We start from the raw sequence: 16,298 nt of genomic DNA on the forward strand, positions 1-16,298 counted from the left end.
CATCGCTTTATTGGAGGATACTACCTTTTTTAAGCAATGCTTCAAGCCGTGAAAGAGTGGTTCCTTTCCCTAATAAACTGATTGTTTTTGGTAAATCAGGACCATGAATTTGACCGGTCACTGCAACGCGAATAGGCATGAATAAGTTTTTCCCCTTTTGTCCTGTTTCTTTTTGAACGGCTTTTATGGCTGCCTGAATATCATCAGCGGTAAAGGAAGCCAGCTTTTCAATCTCAATTTTAAAACTTTTGATGACTTCAAGAACGTTTTCTCCACTTAATACTTCTTTTGCATCTTCATCAAATTCAAGATCTTCTTTAAAAAACAACTCTGTCAGTTCAACAATTTCTGCTCCGTAGCTCATCTTTTCTTGATGAAGGGCAATTAATTCACAAGTCCAGTTTCGTTGTTCATCAGTTAATTCTTTTGGCAATCTACCTGCTTGAATGAGGTGCGGTAATGAAAGTTCAACAAGTCGATCAAGATCTATTTTCTTCATATATTGATTATTGATCCATTTTAATTTATTTGTATCAAACACTGCCGGTGATTTAGCTAGACGTTTAGCGTCAAATATTTTTATTAATTGTTCTTTTGTAAAAATTTCTTCCTCTCCGCCCGGTGACCAGCCTAACAGAACAATAAAGTTAAAGATTGCTTCTGGTAAATAGCCTAACTCTTCATATTGCTCAATAAATTGAATGATCGTTTCATCGCGCTTGCTTAACTTTTTTCGACCATTGGTAATTAATGTCATATGGCCAAAAGCCGGTGGTTCCCATCCAAATGCTTCATAGACGACTAATTGTTTCGGTGTATTCGAAATATGATCATCTCCACGAAGGACATGACTAATTTCCATTAGATGGTCATCAATGACAACAGCATAGTTATAGGTTGGAATCCCATTCTTTTTTACAATGACAAAATCATTGATTCCGTTTGATTCAAACGATACTTTGCCTTTTACGATATCAAGGAAAGAATAGATTTTATTCTTTGGTACCTTTATACGTATACTAGGCTTGCGACCTTCTTTTTCTAACTTTTGTTGGTCGCTAAGAGTTAAATGACGGCATTTACCTGAATAAGCAGGCATTTCTCCTCTAGCTTTTTGTTCCTCACGCTCTTTTTCAAGCTCTTCTTCGGTGCAATAGCATTTATAGGCAAGTCCTTTTTCTAACAAATCTTCTGTTAGTTTAGTATAGATTTCAAGGCGCTCTGTTTGACGGTATGGTCCATAAGCTCCACCTTTGTCGATGCTTTCATCCCAATCGATTCCAAGCCATTTTAAATATTTAAGCTGACTTTCTTCGCCGCCAGGAATATTTCGTGCGATATCCGTGTCCTCTATACGAATAATAAATTTTCCTTTTTGACTTCTAGCAAATAAATAATTGATGAGTGCGGTACGGGCATTCCCAATATGTAAGTGGCCCGTTGGACTAGGAGCATAGCGAACTCTTATTGGTTTTGTCATAAATTGAACACCTACCTATTTGTATTTGTAAGAGAATTGGTCTATGTGCATGGTTTAAATTCAAAAAACACGGCGAAATGGTAATAAAAAACTGATCCCAAGTGTATAGGGGAATCAGTTTTTTAATCATTCGATATGTTTGTACAAAAATTGAGTATTGATTTTAAAAATTATTGCATCGGTTTGATATAAAGAAAAGTACCAAAATCCTAAAAATAAAGGTACCAGAAAATTGATTTTATTTTAAGTTTACTTCATATATGATATTTTGATAGGTTAAGATACAAAGGGGGGAGATTGATATGAAAATTTTTGACGCGCATTTTCATATTATTGATTACAATTTTCCAATTCAGGAGAACCAAGGATATTTGCCGCCTAATTATGTTACAGAAGATTATTTGAAAGATACGGCTAATTTAAATGTGGTTGGTGGTGCAGTTGTATCCGGTTCATTTCAAGGTTTTGACCAAGAGTATTTGTTACATGCACTGGCACAACTTGGCCCAACATTTTGCGGCGTAACCCAATTGCCTGTGACTGTATCGGACGAAGAAATAATAAACTTACATGAAAAAGGAGTAAAAGCATTACGTTTTAATATCAAACGTGGTGGTTCAGAAGATTTACCGAAACTCGATTATTTTGCAAGAAGAGTGTATGATCTCGTTGGTTGGCATAGCGAACTTTATATGGATGCAAAAGATTTGCCTGAAATCGCATCAACGATTGAAAAGCTGCCGGCGATTTCGATCGATCATTTAGGTTTGTCAGAAGAGGGTTTGCCCCATTTATTGAAGTTAGTAGAAAAAGGGATTCGTGTGAAAGCAACAGGATTTGGGAGAGTCGAACTCAATGTTGAAAATGCTTTGAAATCTATTTTTGAAACAAATCCAGATGCACTCATGTTTGGCACCGATTTGCCATCTACAAGGGCAAAAAGACCTTTCTCGTATGCAGACGTTGAATTGATTCAGCGTATATTCGATGAAAAAGAAGCTGAAAAAATATTATACGAGAATGCTTGGAAATGGTATTTTAAGTAATATATTTGTAAGGAAGTATAAACTGGAATGTTTTTAAACACGTAAGATAGGATTTTGAAATTTTTGATTCTAAATAATATATAGGAGTAATGGATCAAATGAGAGGAATCTATGTAAATAATGGAATTAGCGTTTCACTTGCGAGCTTCCAGCAAAGAGATTCCTCTTGTACTGTTTTCTCAAATTCAAAAAAATAGCCTAAAGAATCAAAGTCTGTCAATGATTCATTAGGCATTATTGGCATAGCTTTTATTCAATTAAAAAGTCATTGAAAAACCAGTAATATAATCATTAATTCCTGCTATAAAAGTAACTACTCCACTAATATCAAACATTCCAAGCAATCCACTAATTAAACCAAATAGAAAATCAAGATTCATATGGATTCCCTCCTTACAAATTTTAGTAGAAATATTACCTTTATTATACTGCAAAACTAGATGGTATTGACCGCAAACAAATTGTTGAACACCGCAAAAATTTCCAGAATCTCTGTTCTTTTTTAAATTAAATGTAATTTTTTGTAAAAATTAGTTGAGTTTAAAGCGCAAAAGAGTGGTGAGTTGGTTAGATTCTAGGGGGGAATTGGACTATTTTTATTTAACTGAATGGAAATAGTGCTCATTAGCGTAATGATCCCTTAAAAAGAGGATTGATGGTAAATAAAATTGGAAAAAGTATACGGTCGTTACCGGATTTCTATTGCTTTCTTAAAGAGGTTTTGGTTGACGGCTGCATTCGTTATCTATGAATGAAACCAATTGATTAGAAATTTTGTATTGTAGTTGAAAAAGGTGTTTTTTTCTTTCATAGATTTTATATTGAAAATAATAACAATGAAAATGAGGTGGATACTGTGAAAATCGTAGTTGCACCAGATTCATTTAAAGGCTCGATTTCCGCTAGAGATATTTGTTTGGCTGTAAAAAAAGCAGTTCATCAAGTTGTCCCCGATGCTCAAGTGGTTGAAATCCCTTTAGCCGATGGCGGGGAAGGGACGATGGAAAATATGGTTGCTGCTTCAGGTGGTGTGAAAAAACAAGTTGAAGTGACCGATCCTCTTGGCAGGAGAATAACGGCGGAATATGGTGTGCTTGGTGACGGTGAAACGGCTGTTATTGAAATGGCTCAAAGTTCGGGTTTACCGCTTCTTCAGGAACATGAACGAAATCCATTGATCACAACAAGCTTTGGTACGGGTGAACTAATCCAAGCAGCTTTGGATGACGGGTACAGAAAAATTATCGTTGGGCTTGGTGGGAGTGCGACTAATGATGCTGGTTTAGGAATGTTAAAAGCATTGGGCGTTCGTTTTTATAAAAAAGATGGTTCACCGCTTGATGAAGGCGGAGGTGCTTTACTCGATTTACATACTTTCGATGAATCTACCTTAGATCCACGTATCAAAGAAAGTACGATTGTTGTCGCTTGCGATGTGACAAATCCGCTTTGTGGACCGAATGGTGCAAGTTTTGTATTTGGGCCGCAAAAAGGTGCGACAAAAGAGATGGTCACTAAACTAGATCAAGCATTAAATCATTTCGCAGAAGTTGTACATAAGCAAAAAAACGTTGAAATGAGCAACATTATCGGTGGCGGGGCTGCTGGTGGTTTGGGTGCTGCGCTTATTACATTTTTAGGAGCTGAACTAAAGTCTGGCATTGAAGTTGTCATGGAAGGGATTCAGTTTACAGAAAAAGCGAAAGATGCCGATTTGGTTATTACCGGTGAAGGAAGGCTCGATTCACAGACATTGTCAGGAAAAGTAATTAATGGGGTCTGTAATGCAGTGAAGGAGTATGATATTCCGGTAATTGCTTTGTGTGGTGGACTAAGTTTGCCTGCGAATAAGTTTGATGAACTCGGAATTTTGTCTGCTTTTTCTATCGTTCCTGGACCGTGTACTTTAGAGGAAGCTATGAAACAAGCGGATCGCTGGATAGAGGAACGTGTGGTTGCAATTTTGCGTTTAGTGAAGCAATTTAAAAATATTTCGTAAAGCTTAATTTTTTAGTAAAGGCCGTCTATATACCAGTTCTCTTTGGATGGGCGATTAATATAAAAAGTAAGCAAATGAAGGTATGAAATCATCTATGATTTTGTACCTTATTATTTTCAAAATTTGCCTTAGGTGTTTAGTGCAACCAATATTTAATAGGCCAGTGCCTGTTATCTATTCTTGATTAAAGTGCATCCACTTTTCTAATGGTATGTCGGATGGTTTATAGCCATATTTCTTTACCATTATTTGTTCTATCGTTTGGTTCTTAATACTTTTTCTATCAACCTTCCTCGTTGGTTGGTCAATCTATAATTTACATTCTTTAATCTATTACAACTATTTTTATAAAATTAGCATATAGATAAATCGATGAAGATATTCAGTGAATCACCTCAAAAGAGAACGAAAGGGTGAGAGCTTTATTTGTGCGTTCGATCGATTGATTTGCCAAGTTTACCTAAAAATTTGGTTTACCAATCTTGAATAAAGAAATTTCGCTCTTTGTTGTAATCCGTTTCGTTTCGCAAAATTTTTCACGTTTTACTTACATTTTTAATATAGTAAAAGATCACGAAGGTCCGCTCATTCATGGCATAGTAAAAAATACTAAAAATACTTTATAAATTTTTTTGTATTGAAAGGTTGACAAAATACCATATGGGGTATATGATATGAATTGTAAATTAATTTTACCCTAGATGAAGGAGTTAATACCAATTTTTATATTCGAATCGATAAATACATGCTTTGGAGGTTTCAGAGATGAATTCTGATAAAATTTTAGATGCAAAAGGATTATCGTGTCCAATGCCAATCATTAAAACGAAAAAAGCGATGGATGAACTTGAATCTGGCCAAATTTTAGAAATTCACACAACAGAAAAAGGTTCAATCAAAGACCTCCCTGCATGGGCGAAATCAGCAGGGCACATATTAATCAAACAAGATATTGATAATGAAGTTTTAAAGTTTTGGATTAAAAAAGGATCTAAAAAATAGAGATGGGGGCCAAAACCAATGAGAACAATCACAGCGAATGAATTAGAAGAATTAATAAAAAAGGGGAAAGAACTACATTTAATTGATGTACGTGAAGTTCATGAAGTCGCAACTGGAAAAATTCCGGGTGCCGTCAATATTCCGTTAGGTTTACTTGAGTTCCGGCTGCATGAGTTAGATAAATCGAAAGAATATATTATAATTTGCCGTTCTGGTGCTCGAAGTGGTCGGGCTGTTCAATTTCTTGAAAGCCGCGGATATAAGGCAGTTAATATGGTTGGCGGCATGTTGGAATGGGAAGGTACTGTAGAAAAAATTTTTTAATTTATGAATACCCATACAGGTAACGCTATATTAATTTTAGTGGAGGTTTGTAATGGATCGTATAAAAGCTGATGTAATTGTTGATGCAAAAGGTTTATCATGTCCAATGCCAATTGTGAAAACAAAAAAGGCAATTAATGAAGTTGAAGCAGGATGTGTGTTGGAAATCATTGCAACAGATAAAGGTTCGAAAGCTGATATTAAAGCTTGGGCTGAAAACACTGGCCATCAATATATAGGTACACTGGAAGATGAAAATGTTTTAAAACACTATATTCGAAAATCTCCAAATGATGAAACGATTGAAAGAAAGCATCCTGACGTCGTTACAAATGAACAATTAATAAGCAAAATAAAAAACAATGAGCCGATTGTCATATTGGATGTAAGGGAAGAAGCAGAATACATTTTCAGTCATATTCCTGGAGCCGTTTCGATTCCTTTAGGTGACATCGAGGACCGTTTGCAGGAACTAGATAAAGATAAGGAAATATATGTAATTTGTCGGAATGGAAACCGAAGTGATTTTGCAGCACAAAAGTTAGCTAAAAATGGTTTTGGAAAAGTTTTTAATGTCGTTCCAGGTATGAGTGGATGGACTGGAGAAACGACAGGGATTCAATAATAGTAAAATGTTTTCTTCACTTAAAAAAGTAAAAATGAACCAAGGCAAAAGCCTTGAGCATAAATTAATAAAAATGTAGGAGGTATTTTAAATGAGTAAAAGAGTAGCAATTATCGCAAGTAATGGTGGAATATTTGATGCATACAAAGTATTTAATATTGCAACAGCAGCAGCAGCCACAGATATGGAAGTAGCAGTTTTCTTTACATTTGAAGGACTAAATTTAATTCACAAAGAAGCAAATAAAGAATTGCCATTGCCAGCAGGAAAAGAGCATATCGCTGAAGGTTTTAAAAATGCCAATGTTCCGCCTATTTCTGAATTAGCAAATATGGCACAAGAAATGGGTGTAAAATTTATCGCTTGTCAAATGACGATGGATGTCATGGGTCTTACAAAAGAATCATTTGTTGATGGGATTGAAGTTGGCGGAGCCGTAACATTTTTAGAATATGCGAAAGATGCAGATATTACATTGACGTTCTAATCTATTTTTTCGGATTGTGTTGTGGAAATTTAGTTTTTCCACAACGAATCCGAATATCTATAATAATTTTTTTTACAAACCAAAATACCTAAGGGGGTAATTAAATTATGGCAGTAAAAGCAATGACTGCAAAGGAAATTACTGAAAAAGCTCTTAAGAAGGAAAATTTGTTTATTTTAGATGTTCGTAATGAAGCTGATTTTAATGATTGGAAAATTGAAGGGGAAAATTTTGAGTATTTGAATGTTCCTTATTTTGAATTAATTGATGGGGTCGATCCGATTAAAGAAAAACTTCCAAAAAATAAAGAAATACTCGTTGTTTGTGCAAAAGAAGGCTCTTCCAAAATGGTTGCAGATATGTTAGATGAAGCAGGTATAAGTGCATCTTATTTAGAAGGCGGCATGAAATCATGGAGTGAACATTTAGAAAAAATAAAAGTATATGAAGATCAAGATGTTACGGTCTATCAATTTGTACGGGTTGGAAAAGGCTGTCTATCTTACATGATCGTTTCTGATGGGGAGGCACTCATTGTGGACCCATCAAGATTTGTAGAAGAATATGAAGCTTTTGCCAAAGAGGTTGGGGCCGAAATCAAGCATATTGTAGATTCACATCTTCACGCTGATCATATTTCAGGTGGTCGGATGCTTGCTGATAAATTAGGAGCTGACTACTATTTAATGAAAAGTGAAGGGGCTACATTTGATTTTCTCCCATTAGAAGATCATGAAAAAATCACATTTAAAAATGTCATGTTGGAAGTATTAGCTGTTAAAACACCTGGGCATACACCAGGAAGTGTCTCCTTCTTTGTAAATAACAAACTATTATTCTCTGGAGATACGATTTTTGTTAGTGGCTTAGGCCGCCCGGATCTTGGAAATAAGGTGAAAGAATGGGCGAAAGACTTGTACAAAACGGTTTATTCTAAAGTTTCTCAAATTGCGGATGATGTCATTGTCCTTCCTGGTCACTACGGAAATTTAGATGAAGAAATGAATGAATTTGGTTATATTGGTGCAACGCTTGGAGATATTCGAAAGCGCAATGAAAAGATGTTTAATGCGACCGAAGAACAATTCCTAGAACAAGTTGAAAAATCTGCAAGCTCAGTAAAACCGCCGAACTTTGAAGAAATTGTTGCAATTAACCGCAGAGGAAAATTCGTTGATCCTGAAAAAATGCAGGAATTAGAAATAGGTCCAAACCGATGCGCGGTCCATCATGCAGGTTGATAATGGAAGGGATCTTTTGAGGTCCCTTTCCTTTGTTTAGGTTGCGTTTAATGTTTTATTAAAAATTAGAAAGGTATGGATCAGGGATTTACTTCGTTTGTCAAACGTTTTATGAAAATTGGTAGATAGTGGGATTGGAGGAATCCCTGACCACAAGTTTGGTTATAAGTTCTATGAAAATTTAGGTATTTGAACGCCTAGTTGTATCAAAAGTTTCATGAATATTATAGAGGAGAATGGATAATTCCTTCATTTTAGAAAGGAGGGAGCTTATGGATTTTGCATTAATCATTACAATTTTTCTTATTGGTTTTATAGGCTCCTATATCTCTGGCATGCTTGGTATTGGTGGTTCGATTATTAAATATCCAATGCTTTTATATATCCCGCCCTTATTTGGACTTTCTGCCTTCACAGCCCATGAAGTTTCCGGTATCAGTGCGGTACAAGTCTTTTTTGCAACATTAGGTGGTGTGTGGGCTTACCGTAAAGGGGGCTATTTAAATAAAACTTTAATTGCTTATATGGGGATCAGCATTTTACTAGGAAGTTTCATTGGCGGTTTTGGTTCTAAACTAATGTCAGAGGAAGGAATTAATGTCATTTACGGCATTCTCGCCTCAATCGCAGCCATCATGATGTTTGTTCCTAAGAAAGGAATTGATGATATTCCTCTCGATCAAGTGAAATTTAATAAATGGCTCGCAGCTTCACTAGCTTTTATCGTCGGAATAGGATCGGGCATCGTTGGGGCGGCTGGTGCTTTTTTGTTAGTTCCAATTATGCTTGTCGTTTTAAAGATCCCAACTCGAATGACCATCGCGTCATCTTTAGCGATCACTTTTATTTCTTCCATTGGATCAACGATTGGAAAAATTACAACAGGACAAGTGGAATACTTTCCGGCATTCATAATGATTATTGCTAGTTTGCTAGCATCACCATTAGGTGCAATGACCGGGAAAAAAGTTAATACTAAGATCTTGCAAATCATTTTAGCAGTTTTAATATTTGCGACAGCCGTGAAAATTTGGATGGATATATTGTAAAATTTTTTTGAAGGGCCAGGATTATTGATAAATCATGAGTGAAAGGGAGATTAGGGTCGTTTAGAGGCATAGAAAATGTAATTAGAATTTAGGTTTGGGGAAAAATTACAAATTTATATTAAAAAAATGGTGAAAGAAAAGGGCGTTCATAGTTGGAAAATACGACTTTGAACGGCCATTTTTGTTGTGGATTTTGCAATTCTGGAGAATTATTAAACTCGTAGGATAAGGGTAACAACGAAAATATTAATGATGTTGGTCAAATTTTTAAAACAGTAAAGTAAGGAAGCTTGTGATAAAAATAATTGTCTAGTTTGCCGCTTCTCTTATATAATTTTTTGAGCTAAATATTGTAGTTAAGTTTCTAGCTAATGTTATTATTTTTATAAATAAATAATATAAGAAAAGGTGATTACAATGAAACCAAAAGTTTTAATCACACGAAAAATTCCCCAGGAAATTGTCGAAAAAATTTCTTCTGTTTGCGATGTAGACATGTGGAATGAAGAAGAAGTACCGATTCCAAGAGAGGTGCTTGAACAAAAAATTGTTGATGTTGAAGGATTATTCTGCTTAATTACTGAAAAGATAGATGCTGATTTATTAAAAAAAGCAAAAAATTTAAAAGTTGTTAGCAATATGGCTGTTGGTTACAACAATATCGATATTGAAGCTTGCAGGGAGAGAGGAATTACTGTAACAAATACACCTGGTGTATTAACAGAAACTACTGCTGATTTAACATTTGCCTTACTTATGGCGACTGCTCGCCGTTTAATAGAGGCTTCTACTTATTTGCGCAATGGTGAATGGAAAACATGGTCACCGATGCAGTTAACTGGACAAGATGTTTACGGTGCAACAATCGGTATCATTGGCATGGGGAGAATTGGTGAAGCCGTTGCAAGACGAGCGAAAGCTTTTGATATGAACATTTTGTATCACAATCGAAATCGAAAAGTTGACGCAGAAAAAACGCTTGGAGCAACATATGTGGAATTAGATGAATTGCTCAAGCAATCGGATTTTGTAGTTATTATGACGCCTTATACACCAGAAACCGTCAATTTAATTTCTGAACGGGAACTTTCACTTATGAAAAAAACTGCTGTTTTAATCAATACAGCACGGGGCGGGATTGTAAATGAAGAAGCCCTTTATAATGCTTTGAAAACAGGTCAAATTTGGGCTGCAGGTCTAGACGTTTTTGCAATTGAACCTGTTTCATTGGATCATCCACTTTTGACATTACCTAATGTTGTTGCATTGCCGCATATTGGCAGCGCAAGTATTAAAACAAGATTAAAAATGGCGGAACTTGCAGCTGATAACCTTATGAAAGGTGTAACGAATCAAAGACCTGATCATGTTGTCGTGTAGTTTTATTGAATGAACGAAATTCTAGTCTGGATAAAACTGAATAATTGACCTCCTACATAAAGAAACGAATCATATTTCAAATACGTTTTCATCATACTAGTAATGGTGATGAAAATGTTATGTCAATCCAATGAGGAATTAAATGAATATGTAAAGGAAGCAAAAAGATATACTGTAAAAGGAAAAGTGGCCGATTATATTCCAGCACTGGCAAAAGCAAATCCAAATGATTTATCGATTGCCATTCATTATCCGGATGGAAGCTGTATTTCAGCAGGAGATATTGAGAAAAAAATTACTCTCCAAAGCATTTCAAAAGTGATCAGTTTGGCTTTAGTTTTAATGGATCGTGGACCTGAGTATGTGTTTGAGCGGGTAGGGATGGAGCCGACAGGAGATCCTTTCAATTCAATGATTAAATTAGAAACATTGGCTCCTTCGAAACCTTTAAATCCAATGATAAATGCCGGTGCTTTAGTCGTTACCCAAATGATTAAAGGTGCGGACGTTGAAGAGAAATTTGAGCGATTGTTAAGTTTTATCAGGGAATTGGCAGATGACCCTAAGATTACTTACAATGAAGAAGTTGCCCGTTCGGAATTTGAAACAACTTACCTTAACCGTTCCCTATGTTATTTTTTAAAACAACATGGTGCAATTAATGGGGAAATTGAAGAGCTAATCGATTTATATACAAAACAATGCGCTGTTGAAATGAATTGTTTGGATTTAGCACGCATAGGTGTAGTGTTTGCTATGGATGGTATTGATCCAATGAGCGGCAAGCAAATTATGCCAGCTAATGTTGCCCGTATTTGTAAAACATTTATGGTCACTTGCGGGATGTATAATGCTTCCGGAGAATTTGCGATAAAAATTGGTATTCCAGCAAAAAGCGGTGTTTCCGGCGGAATTATGGGGGCAGTTCCAGGAAGATTTGGGATTGGCATTTTTGGCCCTGCATTAGATGAAAAAGGAAACAGCATTGCGGGGATCAAGTTATTAGAATTATTGTCTAAGAAATATAAGTTAAGTATGTTTTGATGAAAATTGGTAGTTAATGTAAAATTTCTGATGCTAAGTATCTATGTCAATACAAAATTTCTTTCAAATTCGACAACTTTTTTACAAGAAACCTATTGATTGAATGAAGGCTCGGTGATATAATGTGAAACATCGAGTTCACTTTAATAATAAAAATTGTTATCAACGCAGTGTTTCGTTTCAAGGAAAACGGGGCATTGCGTTTTTTAATTAGTAGTAGGTAATATTATGTGATCCTAGAATGGTCTCAAGCACGGTTGAATATTCGCTGTGTGAGCGGTTTTTTATAAAGATTTTTTTAGTAGTAGAACATTTGCGCAACTAAGTTTTAGGACAGCCCTTTTGATGAATGGAGGTGGGCGGCATTTGGATTTTGCTAACTTAAAAGCGGAAATTATTGATTTTAGTAAGGAAATTGGGATTGATAAGATTGGATTTGCTAGCGCCGATCCATTTTTAGAATTGAAAAAAAGACTATATAAGCAGCAACAATTAAATTATCAATCTGGTTTTGAGGAACAAGATATTGAAAAAAGGACGAATCCTGAATTGCTTTTACAAGGTGCACGCTCCATTATTTCAATAGCGTTAGCTTATCCGTCGAAAATCAAAGATGCACCACGAAGTACTAGAAGTGATCGGCGAGGCATTTTTTGCCGGGCGTCTTGGGGTTATGATTATCACCATATATTGCGCGACTGTTTAAAAAAATTAGAAGAATTTATTTTGGAGAAAGTGCCTCAAGCTCAAGTGAAGTCAATGGTTGATACAGGAGAGCTATCTGACCGGGCAGTGGCTGAACGGGCCGGTATTGGGTGGAGCGGGAAAAATTGTGCGATCATCACGCCTGAATTTGGATCTTTTGTATATTTGGGAGAAATGATTACGACCATTCCTTTTCCACCAGATCAACCCATTGAAGATATGTGTGGAACATGTACGAAATGTTTAGAAGCTTGTCCAACGGGTGCTTTAGTTCAGCCAGGTCAATTGGATGCGAAAAAATGTCTCGGATATTTAACGCAAACGAAAGGATTTTTGGAAGATGAGTATCGCGGGAAAATTGGGAATCGCATCTATGGGTGTGATACTTGCCAAATGGTATGCCCTCATAATAAAGGAGTGGATTTCCACTTACATCCTGAAATGGAGCCGGATCCTGAAGTTGTAAAGCCGCGGCTGAGGTCGTTGCTTTTTCTTAGCAATAAGGAGTTTAAAGAAAAATTTGGACCAATTGCTGGATCGTGGCGCGGGAAAAAACCGTTGCAGCGTAATGCGATACTTGCCCTAGCCCATTATAAAGATGTGACGGCTATTGATGACCTTGCGAAAGTGTTGGCAGAAGATCCGCGACCGGTCATTAGAGGGACGGCTGCATGGGCCATTGGGAGAATAGGGGCGCCTGAAGGAAAGAAAATTTTAGAACGAGCAAAGCTCAAAGAAACGGATGAAGAAGTATTGGCAGAGATAGAAAAAGGTCTTCGGTTATTGATGGACAGAATGATTGAAAAACAGGATTAATTTAAAAAAAATGATTCGTATCACTAAATGAAAGGTCATGAGGAGAATGACTAAAGAAATTTATTTTTTGGAGATGGATAGTCCCGTTGGACCGCTGACGATTGTCGGTACAGTAGATGACGGATTATGTGATGTAGAGTTCGGAAAGATGGACGATGTGTCGGATGATTTGGTGAAATGGCTGAAAAAACATTTTGGAAATATCACTTTAAAAGAAAGTATAGATTTGTTCTTGCCATATGTACAAGCATTTGAAAACTATTTTAGCGGTAGTGGAAAAGGTGCGTTCGATCATTTAAAAATTGATGTACATGGCACACCATTTCAAAAGAAAGTATGGAATGAATTATTAAAGATTGAATATGGTACAACCAAAACTTACAAAGAAGTGGCCGAAGCCATTGGATCGCCAAAAGCGGTAAGAGCAGTCGGAACAGCGATTGGTCACAACCCGCTGCCAATTATCATTCCTTGCCACCGCGTCATCAATACGAACGGAAAACTAGGCGGCTTCACCGGCGGTCTGGACAAAAAAGTAAAACTGCTCGAAATAGAAAATATTTGCACTTTATAGAGGTGCCAGACCCCTCTGGTGTACCGTCTGTGGCACCATCTGAGGTGCGGTGCCAGACCCCTCTGGTGCACCGTCTGTGGCACCATCTGAGGTGCGGTGTCAGACCCCTCTGGTGCACCGTCTGTGGCACCATCTGAGGTGCGGTGCCAGACCCCTCTGGTGTACCGTCTCTGGCACCTTCTGCGGCACTTTTAGATGTTTGTGTCAGACTTTCGAATGCAGTTCATATACTTATAACGATGAATGCCTACAAGAAAGGAATGAACCGATTGATGGCTTCATGGTTAGAGGAGTTGGAGCGGCTGACGAATGATCGATTGAAGGTGCTTGTTGGCAATAAATTGGGTCGTAAACTAGATCCTTTATTGAAGGACGATGAACTTGCTGTCCTCGAACGAAAAAAGCTTCTTTTTTCAGAACGGGATTTTGAAATCGTCAAGGCAATGGCCAATGGCCGTATCAAAGAACAAAAGAAAATTGATGATTTGCAATATATTGACTATGTGGTCCACCATCAATATTTAGTGAAACAACCGAATGAAAAGTTTTATCTCGAAGAAAATATGGAAGAGCGGCAGGCGATTATAAAAGCTGGTCAAATTATTTCCGATTCCGCAGTGGAACGCGACTATTCTTTAATAGATGAAGATGAAAATGAAATACGATTAAAAGATATTTTTAATTCCTCTGACCAGCGTCAGAAGTATCAATATAATCGAAGAGCAGCTGTTCAATATGCTGAGAGATGGTGGAATAGCTACAATCCTAAATATAAAAGGTTCAAAGATGATTGCACGAATTTTATTTCTCAATGCTTGCATGAAGGCGGCATTCCGATGTCCGGTTTTGGGGACAGAAACAAAGGCTGGTGGTATAGCGGGAATTCTTGGAGTTACAGTTGGGCGGTGGCCCACGCTTTTCGCTGGCATTTAAGTGGGTCTAACAAAGAGCAAGGCATTAATGCAAAAGAAGTTCGTTCCGCAAGCGATTTAAGCCTTGGTGATGTAATATGTTACGATTTTGAAGGAGATGGTAGATGGAACCATAATACCATCGTCGTTGCAAAAGATGCCAATAATGAACCGTTAGTAAATGCCCACACGTATAATAGTAGAATGCGTTATTGGGCTTATAAAGATTCATCCGCTTATACGCCGAATATTAAATATAAATTTTTCCATATTCTTGATCGGAAGTAAGATGCCACATGATGCCACATATAAAATAAATATGGAAAAAACTCGATCCCATTCATTTAGTTTGAGCTCTTCACTAAATGAATGGGGAAGGAGAAAACATTCAATATTACATAAAATGGTGATTGTAAATTTCTCCATGAATTGTCCAGGGAATTTAATTCAATCATCAAATACAAGCTAGTTACAACTAAATGGCTAAAAGTGTTATAATAGATGGGCTAAAAATTTAATAAACATATGAAATAAATTTTGGGGTGAAAAAATGGGGATCCATGTTGTATTATACCAACCAGAAATTCCTGCTAATACAGGCAATATTGCTCGGACTTGTGCGGCGACAAATACTCCCTTACATTTAATCCATCCGCTCGGATTTTCAACTGAAGATAAATATTTAAAAAGAGCCGGTCTTGATTATTGGGAATTTGTAACAATATACAATTATGATTCATTAGATATCTTTTTTGATCAAAACAAAGGTGGTAAATATTACTTTATTACGAAATTTGGAAAAAATAAGTATTCAGATTTTGATTTCAGCAATCCAAATGAAGAAATTTATTTTATTTTTGGTAGAGAAACTACCGGTTTACCGAAAGATTTAATTGCCGAGCATCCGGATACTTGCCTTCGCTTACCGATGACAGAAAATGTTCGTTCACTAAATTTATCAAACACGGCTGCTATTTTAGTGTATGAAGCATTACGACAACAAAACTTTCCTGGTTTATCATAAAAATGACCTTCGCGAGGTGTACAAATCACTTCACGAAGGTCATTTTTTTGGTAGTAAGAACGTATAAATTTTGTAAACAATTGTCTAGCGTAAGCGTCCATAAGTTTGAGCAGCGCAAAATTCATCATCCGCTTTTACTCATTATGTAGGCTTATCTTTTTAACAGACGCTTAAAGCTTTTCTTAATTTTCATTTGGTTTGTCATTGTATCCAGCAGTAAAGATCGCTGTTAAAAATGCAAGGATAACAACCATGATTAAGATAAAACCCATGGGAAAACCCTCCTTATGTAAGCGTTCCAAAGACAAAATATAGTTCTATTATAGCCCAACTTGTCTTAACTGTGAATGAAAACTAGAAATAAAATTTGAAAATGAGGTAGATCCCCATGAATGAGGCATCTGAAACAAACACAATTGAAATAATGATCCCACATAAATGACTTAATTATTTTATTAAAAATCGTGCAAGATTATTCCCTGTTTATTGCAAAATAGAAGTACAGAGATTTGCAGAGAATTTATGCAGAACCAAGCTGCATAAAAAAAGGCTTGCCAGCTTTTCAATAACCCCTTACTGTTTTGATTGACA

The 16,298-nt window shown here is 36.4% G+C and carries 16 protein-coding genes; 14 read left to right on the forward strand and 2 right to left on the reverse strand.

Annotated elements, in window-relative coordinates:
- Positions 1-7: 7 nt before the first annotated feature.
- Entirely contained in the window at positions 8-1,480 is a 1,473-nt protein-coding gene (gltX, locus tag HR057_RS09150) for a glutamate--tRNA ligase (RefSeq protein WP_173731122.1), read from the reverse strand.
- 302 nt (positions 1,481-1,782) lie between these two features.
- On the opposite strand from gltX, the gene HR057_RS09155 reads away from it, so the two are divergent.
- Entirely contained in the window at positions 1,783-2,526 is a 744-nt protein-coding gene (locus HR057_RS09155) for an amidohydrolase family protein (RefSeq protein ID WP_173731123.1), read from the forward strand.
- A 257-nt stretch (positions 2,527-2,783) separates the two neighbouring features.
- Here the strand turns inward: HR057_RS09155 and HR057_RS17230 are convergent, their stop codons facing one another.
- Positions 2,784-2,906: a hypothetical protein gene (locus HR057_RS17230; protein ID WP_268990201.1), complete on the reverse strand. Its 123-nt coding sequence runs from the start codon at positions 2,904-2,906 to the stop codon at positions 2,784-2,786.
- Positions 2,907-3,382: 476 nt separating this feature from the next.
- On the opposite strand from HR057_RS17230, the gene HR057_RS09160 reads away from it, so the two are divergent.
- The 13 genes from HR057_RS09160 to trmL all read left to right on the forward strand — a co-directional run bounded on the left by HR057_RS09160 (position 3,383) and on the right by trmL (position 15,707).
- Positions 3,383-4,525 (forward strand): glycerate kinase, encoded by a 1,143-nt coding sequence (locus HR057_RS09160; protein WP_173731124.1) that lies wholly within the window; start codon positions 3,383-3,385, stop codon positions 4,523-4,525.
- Positions 4,526-5,290: 765 nt separating this feature from the next.
- On the forward strand, positions 5,291-5,527 hold the full coding sequence (locus HR057_RS09165; protein ID WP_173731125.1) for a sulfurtransferase TusA family protein: 237 nt from the start codon (positions 5,291-5,293) through the stop codon (positions 5,525-5,527).
- Between the two features lie 18 nt (positions 5,528-5,545).
- Positions 5,546-5,851 carry a rhodanese-like domain-containing protein gene (locus HR057_RS09170; RefSeq protein WP_173731126.1) on the forward strand — a complete coding sequence of 102 codons (306 nt, stop codon included), beginning with the start codon at positions 5,546-5,548 and terminating at the stop codon, positions 5,849-5,851.
- A gap of 52 nt (positions 5,852-5,903) precedes the next feature.
- On the forward strand, positions 5,904-6,476 hold the full coding sequence (locus HR057_RS09175; RefSeq protein ID WP_173731127.1) for a sulfurtransferase TusA family protein: 573 nt from the start codon (positions 5,904-5,906) through the stop codon (positions 6,474-6,476).
- Between the two features lie 91 nt (positions 6,477-6,567).
- Positions 6,568-6,963, forward strand: coding sequence for a DsrE/DsrF/DrsH-like family protein (locus HR057_RS09180; RefSeq protein WP_173731128.1), 396 nt, complete (start codon positions 6,568-6,570; stop codon positions 6,961-6,963).
- 107 nt (positions 6,964-7,070) lie between these two features.
- Entirely contained in the window at positions 7,071-8,204 is a 1,134-nt protein-coding gene (locus tag HR057_RS09185; RefSeq protein ID WP_173731129.1) for an MBL fold metallo-hydrolase, read from the forward strand.
- A 272-nt stretch (positions 8,205-8,476) separates the two neighbouring features.
- The gene (locus HR057_RS09190; RefSeq protein ID WP_173731130.1) at positions 8,477-9,253 is read left to right on the forward strand and encodes a sulfite exporter TauE/SafE family protein; all 777 of its coding nucleotides are present in this window, start codon (positions 8,477-8,479) and stop codon (positions 9,251-9,253) included.
- Positions 9,254-9,670: 417 nt separating this feature from the next.
- Positions 9,671-10,633, forward strand: coding sequence for a 2-hydroxyacid dehydrogenase (locus HR057_RS09195; protein ID WP_173731131.1), 963 nt, complete (start codon positions 9,671-9,673; stop codon positions 10,631-10,633).
- 114 nt (positions 10,634-10,747) lie between these two features.
- Positions 10,748-11,677: a glutaminase A gene (gene glsA / locus HR057_RS09200; RefSeq protein ID WP_173731132.1), complete on the forward strand. Its 930-nt coding sequence runs from the start codon at positions 10,748-10,750 to the stop codon at positions 11,675-11,677.
- A gap of 366 nt (positions 11,678-12,043) precedes the next feature.
- Positions 12,044-13,198 (forward strand): tRNA epoxyqueuosine(34) reductase QueG, encoded by a 1,155-nt coding sequence (gene queG, locus HR057_RS09205; RefSeq protein ID WP_173731133.1) that lies wholly within the window; start codon positions 12,044-12,046, stop codon positions 13,196-13,198.
- Positions 13,199-13,244: 46 nt separating this feature from the next.
- Complete coding sequence (locus HR057_RS09210) at positions 13,245-13,772, forward strand: methylated-DNA--[protein]-cysteine S-methyltransferase (RefSeq protein ID WP_173731134.1); 528 nt, start codon at positions 13,245-13,247, stop codon at positions 13,770-13,772.
- Between the two features lie 272 nt (positions 13,773-14,044).
- A complete protein-coding gene (locus HR057_RS09215) occupies positions 14,045-14,971 on the forward strand; it encodes an amidase domain-containing protein (RefSeq protein ID WP_173731139.1) in 927 nt (308 codons plus the stop codon).
- 262 nt (positions 14,972-15,233) lie between these two features.
- A complete protein-coding gene (trmL, locus tag HR057_RS09220) occupies positions 15,234-15,707 on the forward strand; it encodes a tRNA (uridine(34)/cytosine(34)/5-carboxymethylaminomethyluridine(34)-2'-O)-methyltransferase TrmL (RefSeq protein ID WP_173731135.1) in 474 nt (157 codons plus the stop codon).
- Positions 15,708-16,298 lie beyond the last annotated feature (591 nt).

The organism is Calidifontibacillus erzurumensis (assembly GCF_013303125.1).
Taxonomy (GTDB): domain Bacteria; phylum Bacillota; class Bacilli; order Bacillales; family Bacillaceae_J; genus Calidifontibacillus; species Calidifontibacillus erzurumensis.

Excerpts from the sequence above, each read along its gene's own strand:
- gltX (WP_173731122.1), bottom strand. The coding sequence starts at position 1,480 with ATGACAAAACCAATAAGAGTTCGCTATGCTCCTAGTCCAACGGGCCAC.
- HR057_RS09155 (WP_173731123.1), top strand. The coding sequence starts at position 1,783 with ATGAAAATTTTTGACGCGCATTTTCATATTATTGATTACAATTTTCCA.
- HR057_RS17230 (WP_268990201.1), bottom strand. The coding sequence starts at position 2,906 with ATGAATCTTGATTTTCTATTTGGTTTAATTAGTGGATTGCTTGGAATG.
- HR057_RS09165 (WP_173731125.1), top strand. The coding sequence starts at position 5,291 with ATGAATTCTGATAAAATTTTAGATGCAAAAGGATTATCGTGTCCAATG.
- HR057_RS09170 (WP_173731126.1), top strand. The coding sequence starts at position 5,546 with ATGAGAACAATCACAGCGAATGAATTAGAAGAATTAATAAAAAAGGGG.
- HR057_RS09175 (WP_173731127.1), top strand. The coding sequence starts at position 5,904 with ATGGATCGTATAAAAGCTGATGTAATTGTTGATGCAAAAGGTTTATCA.
- HR057_RS09180 (WP_173731128.1), top strand. The coding sequence starts at position 6,568 with ATGAGTAAAAGAGTAGCAATTATCGCAAGTAATGGTGGAATATTTGAT.
- HR057_RS09185 (WP_173731129.1), top strand. The coding sequence starts at position 7,071 with ATGGCAGTAAAAGCAATGACTGCAAAGGAAATTACTGAAAAAGCTCTT.
- HR057_RS09190 (WP_173731130.1), top strand. The coding sequence starts at position 8,477 with ATGGATTTTGCATTAATCATTACAATTTTTCTTATTGGTTTTATAGGC.
- HR057_RS09195 (WP_173731131.1), top strand. The coding sequence starts at position 9,671 with ATGAAACCAAAAGTTTTAATCACACGAAAAATTCCCCAGGAAATTGTC.
- glsA (WP_173731132.1), top strand. The coding sequence starts at position 10,748 with ATGTTATGTCAATCCAATGAGGAATTAAATGAATATGTAAAGGAAGCA.
- HR057_RS09210 (WP_173731134.1), top strand. The coding sequence starts at position 13,245 with ATGACTAAAGAAATTTATTTTTTGGAGATGGATAGTCCCGTTGGACCG.
- HR057_RS09215 (WP_173731139.1), top strand. The coding sequence starts at position 14,045 with ATGGCTTCATGGTTAGAGGAGTTGGAGCGGCTGACGAATGATCGATTG.
- trmL (WP_173731135.1), top strand. The coding sequence starts at position 15,234 with ATGGGGATCCATGTTGTATTATACCAACCAGAAATTCCTGCTAATACA.